Annotated in this window: 10 protein-coding genes; 3 read left to right on the top strand and 7 right to left on the bottom strand. The window is 62.3% G+C overall.

Features of this window, described 5'->3' with window-relative positions; translation table 11 throughout:
• Positions 1 to 367: 367 nt before the first annotated feature.
• From ACP26L_RS04550 to ACP26L_RS04520, 7 genes are all read right to left on the bottom strand, one after another.
• Entirely contained in the window at positions 368 to 3,136 is a 2,769-nt protein-coding gene (locus tag ACP26L_RS04550; protein ID WP_426451385.1) for a hypothetical protein, read from the bottom strand.
• Positions 3,136 to 4,398: a TRAFAC clade GTPase domain-containing protein gene (locus ACP26L_RS04545; protein ID WP_426451384.1), complete on the bottom strand. Its 1,263-nt coding sequence runs from the start codon at positions 4,396 to 4,398 to the stop codon at positions 3,136 to 3,138. The genes ACP26L_RS04550 and ACP26L_RS04545 overlap by 1 nt, the downstream gene beginning before the upstream one ends.
• Before the next feature lie 34 nt (positions 4,399 to 4,432).
• Positions 4,433 to 5,068 carry a hypothetical protein gene (locus ACP26L_RS04540; RefSeq protein WP_426451383.1) on the bottom strand — a complete coding sequence of 212 codons (636 nt, stop codon included), beginning with the start codon at positions 5,066 to 5,068 and terminating at the stop codon, positions 4,433 to 4,435.
• A 48-nt stretch (positions 5,069 to 5,116) separates the two neighbouring features.
• Complete coding sequence (locus tag ACP26L_RS04535; protein ID WP_426451382.1) at positions 5,117 to 6,406, bottom strand: vWA domain-containing protein; 1,290 nt, start codon at positions 6,404 to 6,406, stop codon at positions 5,117 to 5,119.
• Entirely contained in the window at positions 6,403 to 8,832 is a 2,430-nt protein-coding gene (locus ACP26L_RS04530) for a hypothetical protein (protein ID WP_426451381.1), read from the bottom strand. The genes ACP26L_RS04535 and ACP26L_RS04530 overlap by 4 nt, the downstream gene beginning before the upstream one ends.
• Positions 8,833 to 9,024: 192 nt before the next feature.
• A complete protein-coding gene (locus ACP26L_RS04525) occupies positions 9,025 to 12,414 on the bottom strand; it encodes a tubulin-like doman-containing protein (protein WP_426451380.1) in 3,390 nt (1,129 codons plus the stop codon).
• Between the two features lie 1,845 nt (positions 12,415 to 14,259).
• Positions 14,260 to 16,029 carry a vWA domain-containing protein gene (locus tag ACP26L_RS04520; protein WP_426451379.1) on the bottom strand — a complete coding sequence of 590 codons (1,770 nt, stop codon included), beginning with the start codon at positions 16,027 to 16,029 and terminating at the stop codon, positions 14,260 to 14,262.
• Positions 16,030 to 16,392: 363 nt separating this feature from the next.
• Between ACP26L_RS04520 and ACP26L_RS04515 the strand changes: the two genes are divergently transcribed.
• The 3 genes from ACP26L_RS04515 (at position 16,393) to ACP26L_RS04505 (ending at position 19,514) form a co-directional block, all read left to right on the top strand.
• Entirely contained in the window at positions 16,393 to 16,542 is a 150-nt protein-coding gene (locus ACP26L_RS04515; protein ID WP_426451378.1) for a hypothetical protein, read from the top strand.
• A 182-nt stretch (positions 16,543 to 16,724) separates the two neighbouring features.
• A complete protein-coding gene (locus ACP26L_RS04510; RefSeq protein WP_426454815.1) occupies positions 16,725 to 17,489 on the top strand; it encodes a hypothetical protein in 765 nt (254 codons plus the stop codon).
• 60 nt (positions 17,490 to 17,549) lie between these two features.
• On the top strand, positions 17,550 to 19,514 hold the full coding sequence (locus ACP26L_RS04505) for a hypothetical protein (RefSeq protein WP_426451377.1): 1,965 nt from the start codon (positions 17,550 to 17,552) through the stop codon (positions 19,512 to 19,514).
• The last annotated feature ends 198 nt before the right edge of the window (positions 19,515 to 19,712 follow it).

Below are 19,712 nucleotides of genomic sequence, written 5' to 3'. Positions count from 1 at the left end.
GCCCAAGGATGAGCAGGCATGAACGGGACATGGACATGCAGGCAGAATCAGCGAATTAGGTCTATTATCCTAATATGTATTCGTTGTTTTTGTCGTTTCTCCTCCTTCGACCCCCATTTCCTTTATTTGCTTGAGGTGTCGATTTCCCGGGAAATTTGCCCTGCAAATGACAGAAAAGAAAGAGGATCGTCAAGGGCAGCGGACGGCGATGCAAGGACGATGCTCCGAGGCGGTATAAGGATGCTGGCTCGAGGCACGGCAAAAAGCCTGCCACCTCAAAGGAAGGTGACAGGCTCTCAAAAGAACAGGCTCAAGGGCAGCCTGCAGCCAAATGAAAAGAATAATATATGCCGGTATGCCGAGCAGATTAAGGAGTCTGGTTCTTGGACTTGCCCGCAGAGGTTCCCGGAAGCGCCGGACCTGCCGGAGCTTGCGTCGACTCCTTGGCTGAAGCCGGCAGGCTCGGTCCTGCCGGCTGCTCCACCGGGATGGCCGGCAGCGGAGCCGGCGCCTCGAACTGCACCGTCAGCTTGAACGGTTCGCTGAACTCGCCGTACTTGTTCTCGGCCTTCACGACAATCTCATTGCCACCGGAAACCAGCGCAATCTCTTTGGTGATCCTGCTCTCCCCGGCAAGCACTTCATTCACATAAATCTTGGGCTTCGGATCGTATTCGTCCGCCGCCTGAGCCTTCACGGTGACGAACCCGGTCTGGGATGTATCCGGCACCTTCTCCACTTTCAGCTCCGGCGCAGGCTGGAGGATCGCCCCCATCATTGCCTTGCCGTAAGCCGTGATGACGATCAGCAGCAGAAGCAGCGGCACGCCGGCCAGGATCAGCGTCCGGCGCTTGCTCAGTACAAGCCGCAGCCAAGCCGGAGCCTGCTGCTGGCGAGCCTCCCGGAAGACCCGCTGGAATGCCTCGTTCGGCACCCGGAGCAGCCGGTCCTTCACGTCCTTCTGGCGGAAAGCTCCTTCCCCCTGTCCCTCGAAATAGCGGCTAAGGGCCGCGCGGTAGTGCGGATCAATTCCCGCCTTCGGCGGGGCGAACCGCTCATCCCCCGCGCTCCATGCGATAAAGTCATACACGACCCCGGTGCCCCGGCTGTGCGAGGACACATAATCGAGCATCGCCCCGAACTCGAAGCGCGCCCTTCCGGCGGCCCCGGCTCCGACCTCGCTGTCAGGGTGGTAGAAAGCATACGGAATTCTCGGGAAATGCTCTGCCGTAATGCGGTCTTCGAGCGCACGCCTCAGCACGCTCTGCACCCGCTCCAGCTCCCATGGCCCGAGCCCCTCCATGGCGGCGGCCGCCGTGCCCTCCCCTCCGCGCTCCAGCGTGAGCACGCGGAAGACGGCACTCAGCCAGCCCAGCGTCAGCTTCATCCCCGTGTCGAGATGAGGCAGCAGCTCGGGCCGCGGCGAAGCCAGCATGAAATCGAGACGGACGATGTCCTCGTAGGTCAGCTTGTCCGGCTCGAGGTCTTCGAGCAGCGACAGCTGGATGTCGAGCAGGATGAGCTCGCAGAGGCTCGCATAAGACCGCGCCCCTTCCCGGCGGGAGAGTTCATCCACGGCGGTATACAAGGACTGCGCGGTTTCCGTCCGCCGTCTGGCGTCCCCCCGCATCAGCTGCCGCACCTTCTTCAGCGACTCCTCGGCGAAGAAGCGCATCGGCACCCCGCCGGCGGCGTTCAGCAGAAGGCCCAGTTCCTGGACAAAGCCTTTGGCGCTGGATGTCATCTCGAGGCGGCCCGCCACAATCCGCTGGACGAGCGCAGGACTGCGCTCATACAGCTCCTCGAAGGCATCCCTAAGCAGGGCGTCGTGCCCCTGCAGCGGTTCTAGCAGGGGCAGCACACCCCCGGTCAGGTCGTCTTCTTGCTTGGCGGCCCGCTCCAGCAGATAAGACAAGCCGCGGGCGAGCTGGGGCTGCACCGCATCGCCGGCCAGCCCGCTGTATTTCACTACAAGGCCGACATAGTCGGCCTGCGTCCGGCCGCTGCTGTCGCCCGTCTCTTTGCGGAACAGGCGCTGGAACAGCTGATGAAGCCTCACCTTCCCGCTGGCCGCCTCCACCGGGTGCAGGTAGCTCACGATCCGTTCCATCGTCCCGAAGCTGTCAGCCGCGTACAGGCTGTCGCGGCCCTGCTCGATCTCGTACAGCGTGCAGAGCTCGCCATAATTCGCTACCGACAGTGCCGCCCCCGGCTCGAGTCCCTGGAGCGCCTCTTCGCAGAAGTCGAGCAGGGACTCGAGCCGGTGCAGATCATGCCGGAGCTGCCAGACATGCCTGAAGTAAGGATGGTCTTCCGGCGGCAGCTCCGCCCCCGTAATCCGGCCACCAGGCATGTCGAACAGCATATCCTTCTCCAGCTGCCGGTCCGGCTGCTTGAGGCTGCCACGCTCCACGAACGTGACGTGGATGTCCGCCTTGCCCTCCGGCTCCTGGCTGTACGTCAGGAAGCCGAGCACCCGCCGGATGGCATAGGGCAGGCAGCCATATACGAGCTCCATCAGGCGCTTCGCATCCTCCGCCGCCTGAGCGGGTTCCGCATCCAGGGCGATGTAAACCTTGCGCCTGGTGAACGGCGAGCTCATCACTGCATGCAGGAGCTGGCGGAAGCTCTCCCGGCCAAAGCCGGTGCGGGCGAGCAGCTCGTCCACCTCATGAGGCCCGGCCTCCGTATCATATTCGATATCCATGAGCTCGGGCAGCTCCTTGCCCTCCTGGATATCGTAGGAGCTGCGGAAGCCCGTGACATGGAAGAGACGCGCCGGCTCCCGGACCCAGTCCTCCGCCCGCTGGGCCGGCACGACAAACTGGTGCGTGAAGAAGGCGCTCCGCTGGCCCGTAAAATCGACCGGAACATACAGCGTCCGGCCGAGGACCAGCTCCCCGCTCTCCGTCCGGAACACGCCGAAGGCGGCCGGATACCGGTCCGCCTCCGCTTCTCCCCGGGCGAGCAGTTCCTGAGGCGCTTTGTACACGCAGTAGGGGTGGAGCGAGTTTTTGATGAAAGCAGCCTCCAGCCCCGGGGATTTGGCCACGGTGTCGAACCCTTCATTCGTCCGGAACACGCCTTCCCGGTCCCTGGTGAAGACCTGCTGCTGTATGCCTTGCTCCCGGTACACTACACATCTCTCCTATCGATATACTGAAGCTGCTGCAGCAGCCAGATGAACGGCTCGTCGACCCGCAGCGGCTGAATCACGCCCCCGACCTGCCCCTTCACGGGGTTGGTGCCGAGCGCCGAGACCGCGAAGTAGGCGGTATTCTCGAAATAGACGTCAAGCGCATCCACGAACGGTCGGTCGACTCTCTCGATGAACCGGCGGATTTCGCCGTTGATATTCTCGAACTCCGTCTGGTTCAGCGCGCCCTTATGAACGACGGGCCGGAAGACGTTGCTGTTCCCCTGGATGTATTCGCTGTCGTCCTCTTTGAGATACTGCAGCATGTCGCTTTTGGTCAGTACGACCGCAGTTGGAATCGGTGTCCGGCTCCCCTGCTGATGCGCGATGAAATTCTCGAACAAGGAGATGATGACCTCCCGCGGCTCGTCGTAGCGGCTCGCGAATTCGCCTTCCTCTTCCCCCACATTCAGCCGGATCTTGTCGCGGATCGTGCGGATCTGCAGCGGGTCGACCAGGAACAGAATACCGGATGAGTTCTGAATATGCGAAGCATAGATGTCAAGATAATCGCGCTCGACCATGCCTTCGCCCGCCACGTCGAAGAATACGAGCGTCAGCGGAGCCCGCCGGCTGTCCTTGAAGACGAATTGAAAAATGAACGGCTCCTGCTGCTCATTCGGGTTCGTCGAGCCGAGCATCGTGCCCCGCTCGAAGATCGGCTCATGATAGTTCTGCCGGAATTTGCGGGAAATGTCGGCAGTCAGCGGCATGCAGGCGGCGTCGAAATTCGCCGCCGTCGTCGTCTGCAGCGTGTGGATCAGCGAGGTCATATACACCGACTTGCCGACCTGGGATGCACCGACGATCGAGATGATGTTGCTTGGCGTCCGGCCGGCCGAGACCGGCAGCTCGTTGTGGCAGCCCGGACACAGCCGCCTGCGCGTCAGCACGCCGTAGCGGTCCGTGACGGCAGTCAGCACGTTCTCGGTGTAGGTCCGGTTCTCCGGCGGAATCGTCGAAGGCTCGATCACCGCCTCCATATCCGGCTGCGAGAGCCGGAACTTGCGCCGCCAGGCATTGAGCTTCTCGTCCTCCTGCAGCGCGAATTCACTGTCGTTCTCCTTCGTATGCCCCGCCCGGAAGACCACCTCCTCGGGCTCGAAGCGCGAGAAGCAGTGCGGGCAGACGATGCTGTAGTACGGCGGCCGCTGCGGCGGCGCGGGCTTTTTGTCGAACAGCCCTTTGATGAAACCGAGCATGGGTTTCCCTCCTCTCCTGCCAGTAATGATCCTTCTACTCCGGGACGATCTCGAACAGCTCCCCGTACTTCGGCCCGTCCGTGAAGAAGATCCGGATGCGTTCGCTGCGCCCGATCCGGATCTCCGGCAGATCCGTGCGGCCCGCCGGCAGATCACTGACCAGCGGGTAGACCGTCCCGTCATCCTTGTTCAAGGGGACGCCGCCTTCCTTCTTCACGTAGCATAAGGCTTCGCGGGGCACGGGCACCTCGCAGAACAGCCGGATCCGCACCGGACGGTGGCGGCTGAAGAGGCTCGCCCCGTATTCGACCGAGCAGCGGATCTTCGCCCTGCTTCCGCTTAGGCGGGTCAGGTTGCCGGCATCAAGTTGTCTCACCGGCGAGAGCCCGCCCGCCCCCATCACGCAGGGAAAGATGCGGAAGCACCGGGCGCCGGTAAAATCGGCCGGTACCCGGTACCCTCCATGCACCTTGTATTCCTCCCGCGTATAGAGCTTGAGCTCCCTGGCGGTCAGCCCTTCGGGCGGGTCCTCCTCCCCGGAAGCAAAGCTGTAGATGTACACATACTGAATGTCTTTCGGCCACTGCCAGGTGACGATGCAGCGGGCATCCTCCACCAGGGAGGATGCCTTCGTGATGCGCTGCCCTTCAGACCCTTCCTGCCACTGCATAAGCCCGCCTCTCTCCTTGCGACTCAAGTTCCATGCAGCCTCCGGACGCTACCGGAACTGCTTCCCGCCTCCGGGCGTACGGCTGCGTCCGTACTCGCCTCCGCGCTCCGGAAGCTCACGCGTACGGCTCCCGCGGAAGCCCGCGTTCGAGCCGCCCTGGGCCACGCCGAAGATCAGCGTGGAGAGGGACAGCACGAGCGCCAGCACCAGATCCGCTTCCCCGCGGACCAGCCACGAATCCGCGGACGGCAGGCCGTACTCCAGGAGCAGTCCGGCCAGCAGACCGGCGACCGCTCCCCCGGCCAGGAAGCTCCGGGCGAGGAAACGGTTGTCGAACACAATGCCAAGCGCCAGCCCGAGCAGCGCGCCGAGCAGCAGAAACAGAACCGTGCGCAGGATCGGAAGGAACAGGCCTTCCATCGTGCCCTCCGGCCGCTCGCCCATCAGGTGCCAGGTCGTCTTCCGCTCCGTGTAGAGGCTGCCGATCGCTTCCTTGAGAAGCTCGGCGCTCTTCACCTGCTGGAACGTACCGCCGGCGGCCACCGCAATGCTCTGCAGCAGGCGGCCGCCCTCTTCGTCGGCGCCTTCCAGGCCGACCGTGTGGATCTTGAAGCCGTTCTGGACGAACGGCGCGGTGACGGAGGCGACATCCATCGGCGAATGCCCGTCCGAGAACAGGATGACCGTTCCCGCTTGGGGCGGCGTTCCAGCCTCCTGCATGCCCCGGGCCGCCTCGGTCAGCGCCCGGCCGATATCCGTCTCGCCGTTCGGCTTGGCCGCCTCCCCGAGCCTCGTGCTGAGGTCCTGCTTCGCCGCCGCATCCTTCAGCTCCGTGATCGGCTGCACCCAGGAGAATTTCTCGTTGAACGTCAGCACGCCGAAACGCGTACCTTCGTCGATCCGCTGAATCAGCGACTGGGCCGCATGCAGGCTCTCTTCCTGCGGATCATTGCGCTTCATGCTCGCCGAGATGTCGAGCACCAGCACATAATCCCGCAGCGTCTGGCGTTTCTCCGGCTGGAACCCGTAGCCCCACTGGAACAAGGTCCCCGCGGCAAACAGCATCAGCAGCGTTGCGGGAACGAGCAGCTTCCAGCCGTCGGAAGCATAACGCTGGCGCCAGTTCTGCCCGTTGAGCTTCGGGGACAGGGTCTCCGCCAGCAAAGCGCCGAGGCCGATCCACAAGGCCAGCTGGCCGAAGTAGATCCCCATCAGCAGCGTTTCGTGGAGCCCCCCCTGATAACGGGAAAGCAGCCATTCACCAACCAGAAAGCCCGCACCGCCGCCGATCAGACAAAACACCGTCAGCAGGGGATTCCATAGGCGTCGTGATGTCATACGGCCCCTCCTTTCTCTTCCTCCGGCAGCCTGCCGCCCTCAGGTACTTCCTGAAGCACCGGCACCGCCGTGCCATGAAAGGCGTAGCCGCCGGCCGTATAGGTATCATAGTAACGCAATCCACTCCGATAGTACATGAGGTCGCTGAGACGGAAGCCGCCCATCAGGTTGAGCTTGGCCACCCCGCTCGCCCGTTTCTCGTGCACACAGCCGAGCTTGTAAGAACGATTCCCGCTCTCCGCCTCCAGCGCATACCGGATCAGTTCGCTGTCATAGTCGCCAAAATAATACTTCTCCTCATACCGGTGGGTATGCGTGAAGCGGTACACGTCGGCCCGCACCGCCGCTTCATTCTCTAGCGTCCGGTACAGGTCGCGGTACAGCTCCTCCTTCGACAGCACCTCACGGTGGTCGTAAGGAACCGCCACGTTGGCCCGCTCGAGCAGCTCCTGCTCGAACGACTGGCGGAAGAGCGCATGGGGGAACCAGTCCCTGCGCACGAAGCCGATGAGTCGCTGAATCAGCGCTTCGTCTCCCTCTTCGAGCCCCCTCGCAAGGGAACCCAGGCCCCGCTCGTCGGTATAAAAGCCCGGCCCCCGGCGGCTCTCCAGCTCAGCTTCGATCACGCCGGCTACCTGGCCGTAGTACTCGGGGATGTTGCGCCCGGCCTCTTCGCCGGCCTCCGTGATGGAGCGCCGGCTCTCTTCGCGGAGCAGCTCGCCAAGCGACTGGAGCCGCTGCACATAGGCCGCCATCCGCCGGTGGACCGCATCCAGCCGGTCCTCATAGCTGCGCAGCAGCTCCACCTTCAGCTCCCGGCGCAGCACTTCGAGCTTCTGGCCGTAGATCCGGCCGAGCAGCGCGGAAGCGGCCGCCTTGGCCGTGCCCCGCCCGCCGCCGAGCAGCCCGCCGAGCCAGGACGAGCGCCCGGCGCCGAGCGAGGAGACCCGCTCCTCGTAGGCGGCCTCGAGATCCGCCAGCGCTCCGGCGAGCTCGCGCTCGGCCTCGGCGCGCCAGTCGCGGATGACCGCCGCGAGGCTCGGCCTGCCGTCCGGCTGCGTCCAGGCGAAGGTGCACCACGGCCCGTAGTGCGGGTCGTCCGTCACCTTCGCCGCAAGCAGCCGCTCCAGCCGGCGGTCGAGCCTGGCCGCCTGCAGCGCCGCCCGGGCCTTCGATGCCGTGTTCGCCTCGAAGAAGGCGTGAGCGTGGCCGCCGTAGAGGGCACGCTCCGCATCCCGGAGCGACATGCGCTGCAGCTCGCCGGCAGGCACCGGCGCGCTCATCAGCCCGTGCATGTCCTCCACGGGATGCGGCAGCCCCGAGAGCAGCGCGCCCGCGTCGGCGTCCGGCCCGGCGGGGTCCAGCTCCAGCAGCTCGAGCAGCTCCCGCTGGCTGGGCGTGGCCGCCTGGTCCCGCTGGCGCTGCAGCAGCCGGCTGTAGACCGCTTGGAGCACCGCCAGCGCGATGGCGCCGCTAGGGCGTGACACGCGGGCGAAGCCGGCCGACGCATAGTGGCCGTCCGACGCCCCCGCCGGGAGCAGGTTCTGCTTGAACTGCCCGTGATGGTAATCGTTGTGCCGCGGATCCGGGTCGCCGGAGGTCCGCCGGTTCTTCAGCAGGATGACCTGCGCCACGGTCTCGGCCAGGATGTGACCTGCCCTGCCCGGGGGTGCGAACAGCCCGCGCTCGTCTTTGTCGCCGAGCAGATAGGCCGTGTCGAACAGCGGGCCCTGGTGGGTGACGGGCAGCTTGAGCCCGTCACCGGTCACCTGCAGGTTCGCCTCGAACCGGTACGTCCGGCGCTGGCAGGCGTCCAGCTCCCGGAGGAAGGCCACACCCAGCGCAGCCTCGTAGGCGAAGTCTTCGCCCTCCTGGCGCTCCTGCAGCAGCGCATAGCCGTCCGCCTGCACCGAGCGGAACCGCTCGCCCAGCGTGACGCTGAGCAGGGTTATCAGCTCGGGCACGAGCACGCTGTATGGGTCGTCCGCCCGGGTCACGACGGCGATGTGCAGCCGGTCCAGCGAGGCGTAGAGCCTGCCGAGCTCCGCCAGGCGGTTGTGCAGCCCGCGCACCAGAAGGTTCAGCTCGAGCAGCTTGGCCTCCGTGCTGTAGAACCGGCGGGAGATTCCGGCGCGCAGGTTCTTTTTGTCCGCTGCGCCGGCTTCCGGCACCGGGGGCTTCCAGGTCACGAGGTTCTCCCGCGGAGCAGGGTCCTCCTGTCCCACATAGAAGTAGATAACCCCTTCGTGGTTGCTCCACTTCCGCCGGTTGCCTTCATAGAGGTGCTCCAGCACGTCCCTCGAGCGGTCGCCGACGACCAGGAACAGCAGGGGATGACGCAGGCTCCGCGGCTCCTCCCCCCGTTCCCCCGAGCGCTCCGCCTCGGCGGCATAAGCTGCGGCAAAATCACGCAGTAGTTGGTTCATGGTCTTTTCCTCATTTCGGTGGGGTGCAGGAAGGCGGCGGTTGGTGCCGTTTCCTGCTGCAGAGGGCTCACCAGGCAGCCGCTTGGTTTCCAGCCTGTGCGGCCCGGCTTGGCTCCGGCCTGCTTCTTCCTTGGCCCGCTGTTTCAAGCTCAGCTTCCAGCTGCTTAGGCTGCAGCAGCCTGCTTCAGGCTTTTACTTCAAACTTCTGACCATGTCGTTCACCCGGCCGGCCACCTGCTTGTAGAACTGGTAGAGCTCTTCCCCGTTCACGTATTCGCCGCGGTCATAATCCAGCATCGCCTTCGCGTCCAGATAAGCCGCGCTCATGCTCTTCAGCTTGTCCACCAGCGGAGTGATGTCCTCTGTGGCCGTCACTTCGCCGCTCCGTCTGGACGCTTTGCGCTGCAGCAGGCTGAGGCGCTTCGGATCCAGACTGCGGAGCTTGCTGTAGATTTCAAAATCCGGGAACTTGCTGCCCTGCATCAGGTTCACGAACGGCTCCCACGGATCTTCTTCCGCGTCATGATCGTAGACATACAGTGCTCCACGCTTGGTGATCGTCCCCGTGTAGAGGCTCTCGATGAAGAGCCCGATGAACTTCTCCTCATCCTGATGGGCGTTCAGCACCGCTTCGAGCTCGTCGATCTTCGCCTGCAGCGCGCGGTACTTCGCGATCTCCTCGCGCACCCGCTTCAGCAGCTCCGGCGAGCGGATCAGGTTCTCCTTCGCCATCTCTTCGCTCACCGAACCGTAGATGTCTTTCACCGCTTCGGTTTCCAGCCCGTTGTCCACCAGTCCGCGAAGCTCCTGCACCGCTCTTTTGACTTCGCCGAGGTTCGGTCTTGCAGCCTCCAGTCCCAGCTGGTAGGCGGCCAAACGACGCTCCAGCTCCAGCGGCCTCGTCAGTACCACCTCAAAGCGGCCGACCGAGCCGTTATCCGCCGTTTTCTCCCGGACAATGCCGTACGTCTGTGCCGTGGCGAACACCCCGCGCACTTCGCCGTTGTAGCTGCGCACCCGCGGGTTGATGTACGTGTCGCCCCAGGACTTCTCCGGGATCGGCGACGGGAGGTACGTCCAGTTGACCTTGTCGGTCTGCACCAGATGGCGTCCGATGCCCTCCGGCTCGAGAATCGTGCGCTCATAGCTCTCTTCATACACCTTCAACGGCGTATAGAGGAACAGCGGCACCCCGTTCTGCGTGTTGAGCCAGAAGATGCGGTTCTTGACTTCGCTCTCCTTGATCGTGAAGCGCGAGTTCGCAATCGCATTGTCCTGGAAGTTCCGGATGCCCTTAAAAATGCTCGGCGCCTTCACCGGCACCGACACGAAGCCCCACGACGGGAAGTTGAAGTTCCCGGAGGAGTTCGTCAGGTGGAACACCGGCTTCGCCTCTTCGTACAGGCGGGAGGCCAGCTTCTGCTCGACGATCTTCTCGATCGAATCCTCGTGGCCGAATTTGATCACGAGATACTCTTCCATCGACTTCGTGATGAGCTCGCCGAACTGTTCGGTGAGAAAGTCCGATATTGACGAGACCACATCCACTTCCTGCTCCTTCACCCATTGGTTCGACTTCTCGAGCAGCGTCTGCGTGAAGTCACGGATGAGCTCGGACACATTTTTCTCATTCGTCATCTCTTCGATCAGCCTGGACATGTCCGGCACCGACACTACGTTCCAGTAGTAGGTCTTGTTGCCGCGGTGGTCGACGGACTCCTCGCCGTTCATGAGGATGGATCCGTTTTTCTCAAAAATCTTGTTCAGCTCGCTAAGAATCTCCGTGAATACCTGGTAGATCCGGGAATTCTCGTCGTTGATCAGCGTGTAGAGGTCCTCGTAGAACTCGATCATCTGCTCCATCCGCTCGCGGTCGGCGTACAGCAGGTACTCCTGGATTTTGGCCTCGATATAGGCGTCCTTCTTGCGGTCCTTGGAGATGAACGCGCTCTTCGCCTCGGTCATCTTCTGCTGCGCGCTCTCCTTGGCAGCGTCAATATCCCGCGGAATGCGGTAGAGGTTCTCTTTGAGCGCCTCGATGTACGAGGAGATCAGCTTCAGGAGACAGTAGCCCCCGTCCTGCAGGATGATCCGCGACACATAGAACGGCCCCTGCTCCGGATGGCGGAACATGCGCGTCGCCTGCTCGGTGAACGCTTCTTTGAGCTGGCCCGGCAGCTGCCGGCGTGCCTTGATGTACTCCTCGCGGGCCCGTGACAGGTAACTCTGCTCGAGCTCCGTGTCAACATGCACGACCTGCTGCTTGATCACGTTGGTGTAGGAGAGGCGCTCGGAGTTCTGGTAGCCCGGCAGCGGCTCCGGCACGTTCTTGTCGAACGCGCGGTGGATCGAATCCGGGTCGATCGCCAGCTTGTGCGCGAGCTTCTCCACATCCTCCTGCGTCGGGCCGACCTTGAACATGGTCTCCATGCGGGTGAACACGCGGTACGCCAGGTACGTCGTCATCTCTTCGATCGGCAGCACCGCCGAGGAGGCGCCGAGAATGTTGTACTGGTAATTCGCCGCATACGCCTTCGGCATCTGGTTGATGTTCGTGCGGATGTTGCTGATATAGTCATGGATCGCGAACTCTTCGCCGGAGGCCTTTTGCTCGCTCGCCATGAAGTTCGTGATATTCTCCGCCGTCACGTTCATGCAGTAATCATACGCATTCTCGAGCAGCTTGCCTTCCAGGTTGGTCGCCGAGATCAGGTGCGCCAGGTTGTACGGCGGCATCGGCGAGTTCACCGTCAGGATATTCCCGTACTGCTGCCGGAACCGGTCGCCCCGCTCGTCCACGTTCATCCAGTAGTCGAGCTCCTTGAGGGCGGCGTAGCCGTTCTTTTTGATATATTCGCGTGAATGCTCGGTCAGGCTCTTGTTCGCCAGGTTCACGTCCGGGGTAAACAGATACCCGAGCAGCGCGACCTTATCGACGCCCGCCGTACCGTAATCCCGCTCCAGAATCCCGCGGACGATGTACGAAATATCGAGGAAGCAGCCGCTCCCCGTCCCGCCGGAGAGGCCCGTCAGGATGAACACCATCAGCTTCTTGTTCGTGCCGACCGACAGTGATTTGATCTTGCGTTCGATCGTCTGCACGACCTGGTTGATCTTCGTAAAAAGGAGCAGGCGGCCCGCCTGGCGGATCCCCGAGGCGCCGTTAATCCCGTCGGTGATCGTCAGCTCCGGCGACAGCCATTCCTTGATGTACGGCTCGAGGATGCTCCGGTTCTGCAGCACACTGCCGATCTCCGGGTTCGAGAGCAGCACGAACTCCGTCATCGGATCGAGGCCTACGCCCTTGTAGCGCTTGCCCCGGTCGTGCTCGTTCGTCTCGAACGCGAGGAATTCGATGTTGGCCGGCTTCTCGGCCTTCTTCTTCGTGAACGGGTCCTGCGGCAGCTTGAAGCGCCGGTTGACCTGGTATTTGAGCCGCAGCAGGGCGTCGATGCCCGTGCCTCCGAGGCCGATGACGAGCATCGGGTTGTCGATGGTGTCGACACGGATTTTCTCGGATACGATGCCTCCCCCGAGGGAGACGTCCAGCTGCTGGATGTGTTCACGGACAATGGCTTTCAAATGGATCACTCCTTGTTTAGGTGCCTGCGGCACGATATTTGGCTAAGGGGAGGGCCCCTTGGACCCCCCATGGGTAAGGGGGTGGTCCCCCTGGCCCCCCGTATTTTTAGTTCATCCTTGGCATGGGTGCTTCTCCCATACCCGAACCCCAAGGGCGGTTCATCCCCGAAACCCGTGGGCTCTTTACCCCCGAACCCCCGAGGGCCGTTCACCCCCGAACCCCAAGGGCAGTCCACCCCCTAAATCCCCCTATAGGGGGACCCCAAAGGGCACCGGCCCTCTGGACTCACGGAAAGGTTGGCGGGAGCAGGATGGGGACGCGTTGACCGGACGCTGTGCTTAGATCGCTTTGTCCCTTACAGGGACACGCTTTACTGCGACGGGTGGTTTCTCCCCAACTCCTTGGGGCCCCCGAAACTTGCAGGTTGGTTACTTAAACCCCATGGGGCGTAACTCCCCCAGGAGGGTGTTCACCCCCTATGCCCGGTGGGCACTCACCAACCAGACCCGGAGGGTATTCCCCCCTAAAACCGGAGGCGTTCAGTCCCATATCAGGGCAATCACCCATCAGCCCGAAGGGCGTTTCCCCCATATCCGGGAGGTGTTCCCCGAACCCCGAAGGTTTTTTCATCCCCGGAACCCCGAGGGCCATTCACCCCCCGGTCACACCCTAAATCCCCCTATAGGGGGACCCCAAAGGGCACCGGCCCTCTGGACTCGCGGAAAGGTTGGCGGGAGCAGGATGGGGACGCGTTGACGATACGTTGTGCTTGGAGCGCTTTGTCCCTTACAGGGACACGCTTTACTGCGTAAGGCGGGTTCTCCCATGTAATGGGGTCCCTGAACCTTGAAGGGTGGTTACTTAACCCGTAGGGCGGTCCCCGAAACCGCCTAAATGTTGCCACCGTTAAACTTCGTACATATTAGCCAATCTAGTTACTTAAATTCAGGTGTTTTAACGATACCTTAATGGGAGGTCCCCACTTGACTCGGTATTCCCCCAAAGCGGCCACGAGACCATCTGAAGAGCGCCCACCATTGATTCTTTACGCCATTGGCCCGGCCTAGAGTAACGATTCTGGTCGCCGCAAAGCACTGCAAATAGAAGGCTGTTCCCCAAAATTCTCATGCCCCCACCGTACTGCCCTCCCAGAGCCTCTTTACCTAGAGGGATCACGATGCCGAGCATCATATTTCCGCGCCTCAGTTATGCATCTGAGTACGAGTTTGGGGGCCGTCTTTTTCACCGGCGTTCAAAATAGAGGAACTACGGTTCCTGATTGGCTTGTTTCGCGGGCACTTCCGAGCAATAGCGGAACTCAGATGCCTTATTGGGTCGAGTAGGTGCCTGCTGAGCCACATTAAGGGCGAATAGCGAATCTCAGTTCCGCTAATTGGTTTACCATCTTGATATTTACCCAAATAAGGCATCCTAGTTCCTTTATTTACCCCCTGCCCCTTGCGTACATGTTAGAAGGGGCGGGGCACGACCGAACCGGTCCATCAAAACAACGGTTAAACCGGCTAATCTTATAGGAAACGAGAAGTTAACGGCGCAAACCTTGGGCGCTGAATCTTTAACCCCGCAAATGGCCGGATAGCTGCATATTCAATGACGCTTGGGAGTGGCCGGCTCGCGGGGGGCCGCAGAAATCGGCGTCTTCGAGTCATATCGGGGTGCTCGTCTTGACTCATGTTCCAGGCTTCACCTACCGAGCAGCGACTGAGACTTCTGACTGCTGAACGGCCCGAGGTTACTGTGCATACCCGTTACCCGCCCACTCCGCGCCGTGCCCCCATCATCCTTTATAGTGGCTGTCTGCTCGCCCGCTTACCGCATCCCGCTTACTTGATATACTCCAGCATGATCGACTTGTTCACCTGGCTCAGCGTGACGCGGAGCCGGTCGCCGGCGCGCACTTCCTTCGGCTGGGCGGCATCGAAGACGCGGCCGCCCTTCTCGATGACGGCGGGCGTGCGGTTCTGCACCAGCAGCGTGTCGGACGGGCCCGGGCGGAGCACCAGGTCGCTAGTCTCGGCGAACTCGGGCGCCAGCTGCAGCAGCTGGTGCAGCGTGACCTTGCCCTTGAAGGTGTTCAGCTTGCGGTACTGCGGGCTGGTCCGCTCGCCGGTATCCTCGTCCTTGATCTCAATGACCATCTGGCCGAAGAACCCCCGATTCGCCTTGCGCCACTGGACCAGAGCGAACAGGACGGCAGCGATCACAGCCAGTACGGCGGCAATGATGCCTGCCCAGACGCCGGCACCCAGGCCCGGCTTCTCCGCAGGGGCCTCCGCCGCCGTTTGGACCGGCGACGGAGCGCCGGACTTCGCCGTGATCTTCACCGGCGCCGTTTCGCGGACAAGGTTGGCGTCCTCTACCTTGATTTTGAGCTCATAATCATGGGCTTCCGGGATCTTGTAGCTTCCTGCAATGCCCTCCGCCGCAGCAGTCAAAGGCTGCTCCACCGTTTGCTTCGTATCGAGATCGGTAACGATCAGCGAGGCCTTCAAGTTCTTGTACAGACTCGCATCGCCTACCTTCTGGCCGCCGGACTCGAGATACGCCTTCAGGCCCACCTCGTCACCAGATTTAAATACCGTGGACTTCAAAGGCTCCAGCGTTAGCTTCAGATCATAGTTGTAGACGAGATTGATGTTGATTTTATCCTTCGGCACGCCCTTCACCTGCAGCTTCCAGGAGCCCTGCGCGGGATTCAGAATCTTGAGCAGGGAGTAGGCATTCGAAGACGTAAAGATCAGCGTATTCGACGGAATCGTCTGCGGCTGGCCGTTCGGGTCGAACAGCTTCACCTCCACCGGATTCGGCGACATGATCGAGATATTCGCTTCCTGTATGCTCGCGTTCGGAATGTCAATGGCCACATCCTGATACTGGCCATTCGCCGTAATCCCCTGCAGCGGAACGACCTTGAGCTTCAAGTGGCTCGCGTAGATCTCGCTCAGGATGCGCGGCAGGTCGTCCGCCGACGAGGTCACGAACGATTTGGCGTTCGTCTCGGCTGCGATCCGCTCAAGTACGGTTTTGTTCAGCTGCCCGTCCGCGTTAAGCCCGATCGTGTAGACCGGGATGCCTTTGTCCTTGGCCTGCTTCAGCGCCTCATTCATCATTTGGTCCGACTGCGCCTGGGTGCGGCCGTCCGGCAGATCGTTATTGCCGTCGGTCAGCAGCACGATGATCGGGATGTGCCCCGGCTCCGTGCCATTCTGAAGCACCTTGACCGCCTCACTTACCCCCACGGCAAGATCGGTACGCGGTCCCCGCACAAGCCCGTCGATGAACGTTTTGACATCCTGCTTGTCCGAAGCTGTGTTCAATTTCATCAAGGCTTTCTCGCGCAGCACCTGATCGGTATAGGCGACTACGCCTACCTTGTCTCCCTGGGCCGAAGCCATGTCGACGAACATCTTGACCGCCTCGTAGCTGACCTTTTTGCCGTCGCTGTCGTTCATGGACAGGGACACGTCCACCGCCATGACCGCATCCATTGGGGAGCTGCCGGCCGCCGTCCCCGCTGCCCCGGCGGGCAGGCCCGGAACCAGGAGCACCAGGGCCATCATGAGTGTAAAAAGCATCTTGATCGTATGTTTCAAAGCGTTCCTTCCTCCATCTAGTGAATCTCCCCGCACTGTCGAACCCGGACGAATGGAGGCGGGGGCTGAAGTAGTATTTTAGATGCATTGATAGTAAAATAGCAGTGGCTGCCATCTACTAGACTTTATAGTAACTGGTGGGTAAGCAAAATTCCACTCGTCAATTCTTATAGAATTCTTAAGAAACAAGCGGCTTTATCCGGATCGCTGCCCTTTCGGACAAGGCTCGGATAGGGTATAAACCACTTCCGCCGCTTCCTTGCTGTTCGCCGGGCCGGGCTCTCCGATTGTACGCTTCCGGGGTGAAAATCCGGTGAAATGTCCCCAGCAGCTCCTATTTTCCGACGAAGGAGGACCCGACCGATGCTGACCATCCTGGTGCTGGCCCTTGCGGCCCTATTCGTGCTGTACCGTCTGTCGAGCTTCCTGCTCCTGCGGCGCAGGGATACTTCTTTGACGCAGATTGACAGCGATTTTGCTTCAAGGCTCGAACAGAAGGAGGATCGACCGTGAGCGACAAACCCTTAGCGAAAATTCCCGTCCACTTTCGTAAGACGAATCCAACGGCCCATTTGTTTCAACGGCTTCAGCTCTGCCGCAAGTGCGGGCGGTATTCATGCCTATGGCACGAGAGCTGCTTGTCCTGCGGAGCCGAAGGGACACGGATCTCAGTCGAACAGGCGGCACGCACAGTGATGAAACGCAGCCTGCAGACGGACCTGCTCCTTCTGGCGGCTCTGGGCCTGACCGCTTTTGCACTCGCCGGCTCCTTCAAGGAGATGACCGCCGCACTCGTCGGCGCGCTTGTGCTTATGGGCGTTCGGTATGTCCTCGGCAGACGGTTCGAGCCTTATATCTATAGACGTTCACTTCACCGCTTACTCCTGCAGGACGGCAAAGAAATTCGGGCTGGTCTCCTCAGCGACATTGACCATGCGGAAGAAGACCTGAAGCAGGACGACTACAAATCCGCCTATGAAAAATTCCGCGAAATCAGTTATTTTCTGCGGAACGACCCGATCAAGGTGCTCCGCCTCCTGTGCCTGAGCCGGTTTATTCTTCGAAGTGACATGGATCTCGAGCTCTCCTCTCTGCTCCCGAGCCGCTTCGACAAGGACTTCATCCACTACCTTCACGAGGTCGGTAAGGTGCGTCCGCAGTTGATCGGCAAGGATGTGCTGGACTACTGCATGAAATACCGCACGGTCATCCGGGAGATGGCTGTCGGTCCCGACGTCCTTGCTGCTGCGGCCGGCGCCGCGCTTCGCATCAAAGAGCATCTCCCGGTGTACTACGACCTGATCCTGGAGCAGGCGGAGCATCTGCCGAAGGACCGCCTGCAGCGGCTGCACCGGCTGCTCTCGGAGTCACCCGGACTGTACCCGGAGCTCCATGCGAAGGTGCTCGAAACCGCGAAGCGGCGCTATCCGGCGGATGCCGAATTTGCTCCCATTTTGTAGAAAAGGCGGCGGTGCTTCATGATCCACTTTACGTATAGGCGGGCGGGTCGTTTCAGAAATGTGGCAATTTTCTTACTTTTTGCAGCCACCCTCGCCGCAGCCGCCAAGCTCTACTACGTCCGCGAGCATCTGTCGCTCCTGACGCAGGCCCGGACCGCCCAGTCGGCGGGCGACCTCCTCACCGCGGAGGAGCTCTACAACCGGGCGCTGGCTGTGCCGGGTGCCTTCGGCGAGCACCGCGGCGAGATCGACGCCGCCCTGCTGGCACTGCAGCCGGTCACACAGGCCAAGCGTGTGACGGCCGAGCTCGCCGCCGAGGTGGAGGCCGCCTCCGCCGCGGGCGACGTGCCGGCGCTGCTGCAGGCGCACGAGCGCTACCGTGGGGCACAGTCGGCAGCCGCCAAGGCCGGCGAGGATGCGAAGCAGCGCTTCGCGGAAGCTTCGCAGGCCGCCGGCGTCGAAGCGAAGCTCGCCGAGGCGTATGCTGCGGCACGGAAGCGCGCGGCGCAGCAGCTCGAGGCGGCGGTCGCCGCCAAGGGCGAGCCGGGCGCCGACGGCGTAAAGGCGGCCGCGATCGCGGCGGCCGACCTGCTGCGGCTGCCGGCGGCCGTCTACGGCAGCGAAGCGGCGAAGCGCAAGGAGGCGAATGCGCTGCTCCAGCGCTACGACAACGCGCGGATCGACGCAGCGGCGAAGACGCAGGAGCTGGGGGCGGTGCTGCAGCTCGGCGAGTCGATGCGCAGCTGGTACGCGGCGGTGCCGTGGGAGGCGCCGTGGCTTGCGACGAAGCTGGACAAGTATGCGCTGACGGAGCTCACCGCGCTGGAGAAAAAAGACCTGCCGACGTTCCTGGCGGCAGGTAAAGCTGTGCAGGCGCATGCGGCGCTGCTCGGCAGCGGCGGCGGCAAGGCGGGCGCCTATGCGGAAGCCGCCGTGAAGCGGCAGCTCGCTCGGGCGGAGCAGCTTGCGGCGGCGCGCAAGTACGACGAAGCGCTGGAGCTGTACCGTGCGCTCGGGAGCTACCGCGACACGGCGAAGGAGATCGCCGCGCTGGAGCTGCGGCGGCTCGAGGGCGACCCCGCGGCGCTGCTGGCGAAGGCCGGCGTGAGCGAGAAGCCCACGCTGACGGCTTCCGGCAAGGCGGCGGACGGCAGCGCGATGGCCGCCGGGGCGCTGGCCGGCGAGCGGCCTCGGCTGGTGCTCGCGCGGCTGGCCGGGGGGCAGGGTGGCGGAGACGCGGAAACCGCGGGGGCAGCGGGGGCCGAAGCCGCCGTGCGGCTGAGCGAAGGGGAGCTGCCGCAGGGGCTGAAGCTGCGCAGCCTGGGCTTTGCGGGCGAGTACAGCCCGCAGGGGCGGCCTCTGCTGGCAGCCGAGGCGGTGTCGGCGGAGCGAGGGGGGCACTACCTGCTGTACGAGCTGCAGGAGGAAGGCGCGGAGCTGGAGCTCGTGCTGGATGTGGAAGCCGACAAGCTCACGGCCACCGCCAAAGGCAAGCTGACCGCCGTGCGCCCCCTGCTCGCCTCCGGCGTTCAGGAGGAGCGCCGGAACCGCAGCGACCGGGAAACGCGGCGGAATACGGACACGGATTCTCAACCTCAAGGGGAAGTCGCGAAGGGGTATTATGAGTATAAAAACGGCAGATATGAACTGGTCCACACGGAGCTTGCACAGACGACAGTGGATCAAGGTGAGCGCATGAATGAGGAGGTCCAAGCCGGCCGTGATCCGGAACGCAGCGCTGGTAATCCTGCGGCTGAGAAGCCTCTCACCATCCAGGTGGACCAGCTCACGGACCATCAAGGCGAGCTGGTCCGCTTCCAAGTGACTCTGCCTGCGGACGGTGAGGGTTCAGCCGTGGTTCGGGCCGGCAACCGTACGCTCCTGCTTAAGGGGCTGTCCACTTATGAAGGGGGCAGCTCGCTGATTACCGGTACGTACACCGGTGAGGAAGAAGTCCAAGTCAACGGCGGGCGGGTCAAGGCCTATGCCGTGAAGGTAACCGAAGTCAGGCAGCCGGCGGAGTAGTATAGAACCTTTTATAGAAACTTTTGGGATGAGCAGATTTCCTGCATGTCTTGGGTAGATAGCCCCTCTAGGAGAGCCTAACACTATCCACATTAGATGTACAAAGACCCTACTGTTCTGTAGATAGAGTCCCAAGCTGACCCGACCTGAACCCTTGGTACGGCTGGAGAAAATGATCCATAAGTATAAACATATATT

The sequence above is a fragment of the Paenibacillus sp. S-38 genome, assembly GCF_049942825.1.
GTDB lineage: Bacteria > Bacillota > Bacilli > Paenibacillales > NBRC-103111 > Paenibacillus_G.
This window is presented reverse-complemented; position numbering and strand designations above follow the sequence as displayed.

Bases quoted from the DNA above. Each gene is read 5' to 3' on its own strand.
- ACP26L_RS04545 (WP_426451384.1), bottom strand. From the start codon at position 4,398: ATGCTCGGTTTCATCAAAGGGCTGTTCGACAAAAAGCCCGCGCCGCCG.
- ACP26L_RS04540 (WP_426451383.1), bottom strand. From the start codon at position 5,068: ATGCAGTGGCAGGAAGGGTCTGAAGGGCAGCGCATCACGAAGGCATCC.
- ACP26L_RS04535 (WP_426451382.1), bottom strand. From the start codon at position 6,406: ATGACATCACGACGCCTATGGAATCCCCTGCTGACGGTGTTTTGTCTG.
- ACP26L_RS04530 (WP_426451381.1), bottom strand. From the start codon at position 8,832: ATGAACCAACTACTGCGTGATTTTGCCGCAGCTTATGCCGCCGAGGCG.
- ACP26L_RS04515 (WP_426451378.1), top strand. From the start codon at position 16,393: ATGCTGACCATCCTGGTGCTGGCCCTTGCGGCCCTATTCGTGCTGTAC.
- ACP26L_RS04510 (WP_426454815.1), top strand. From the start codon at position 16,725: ATGAAACGCAGCCTGCAGACGGACCTGCTCCTTCTGGCGGCTCTGGGC.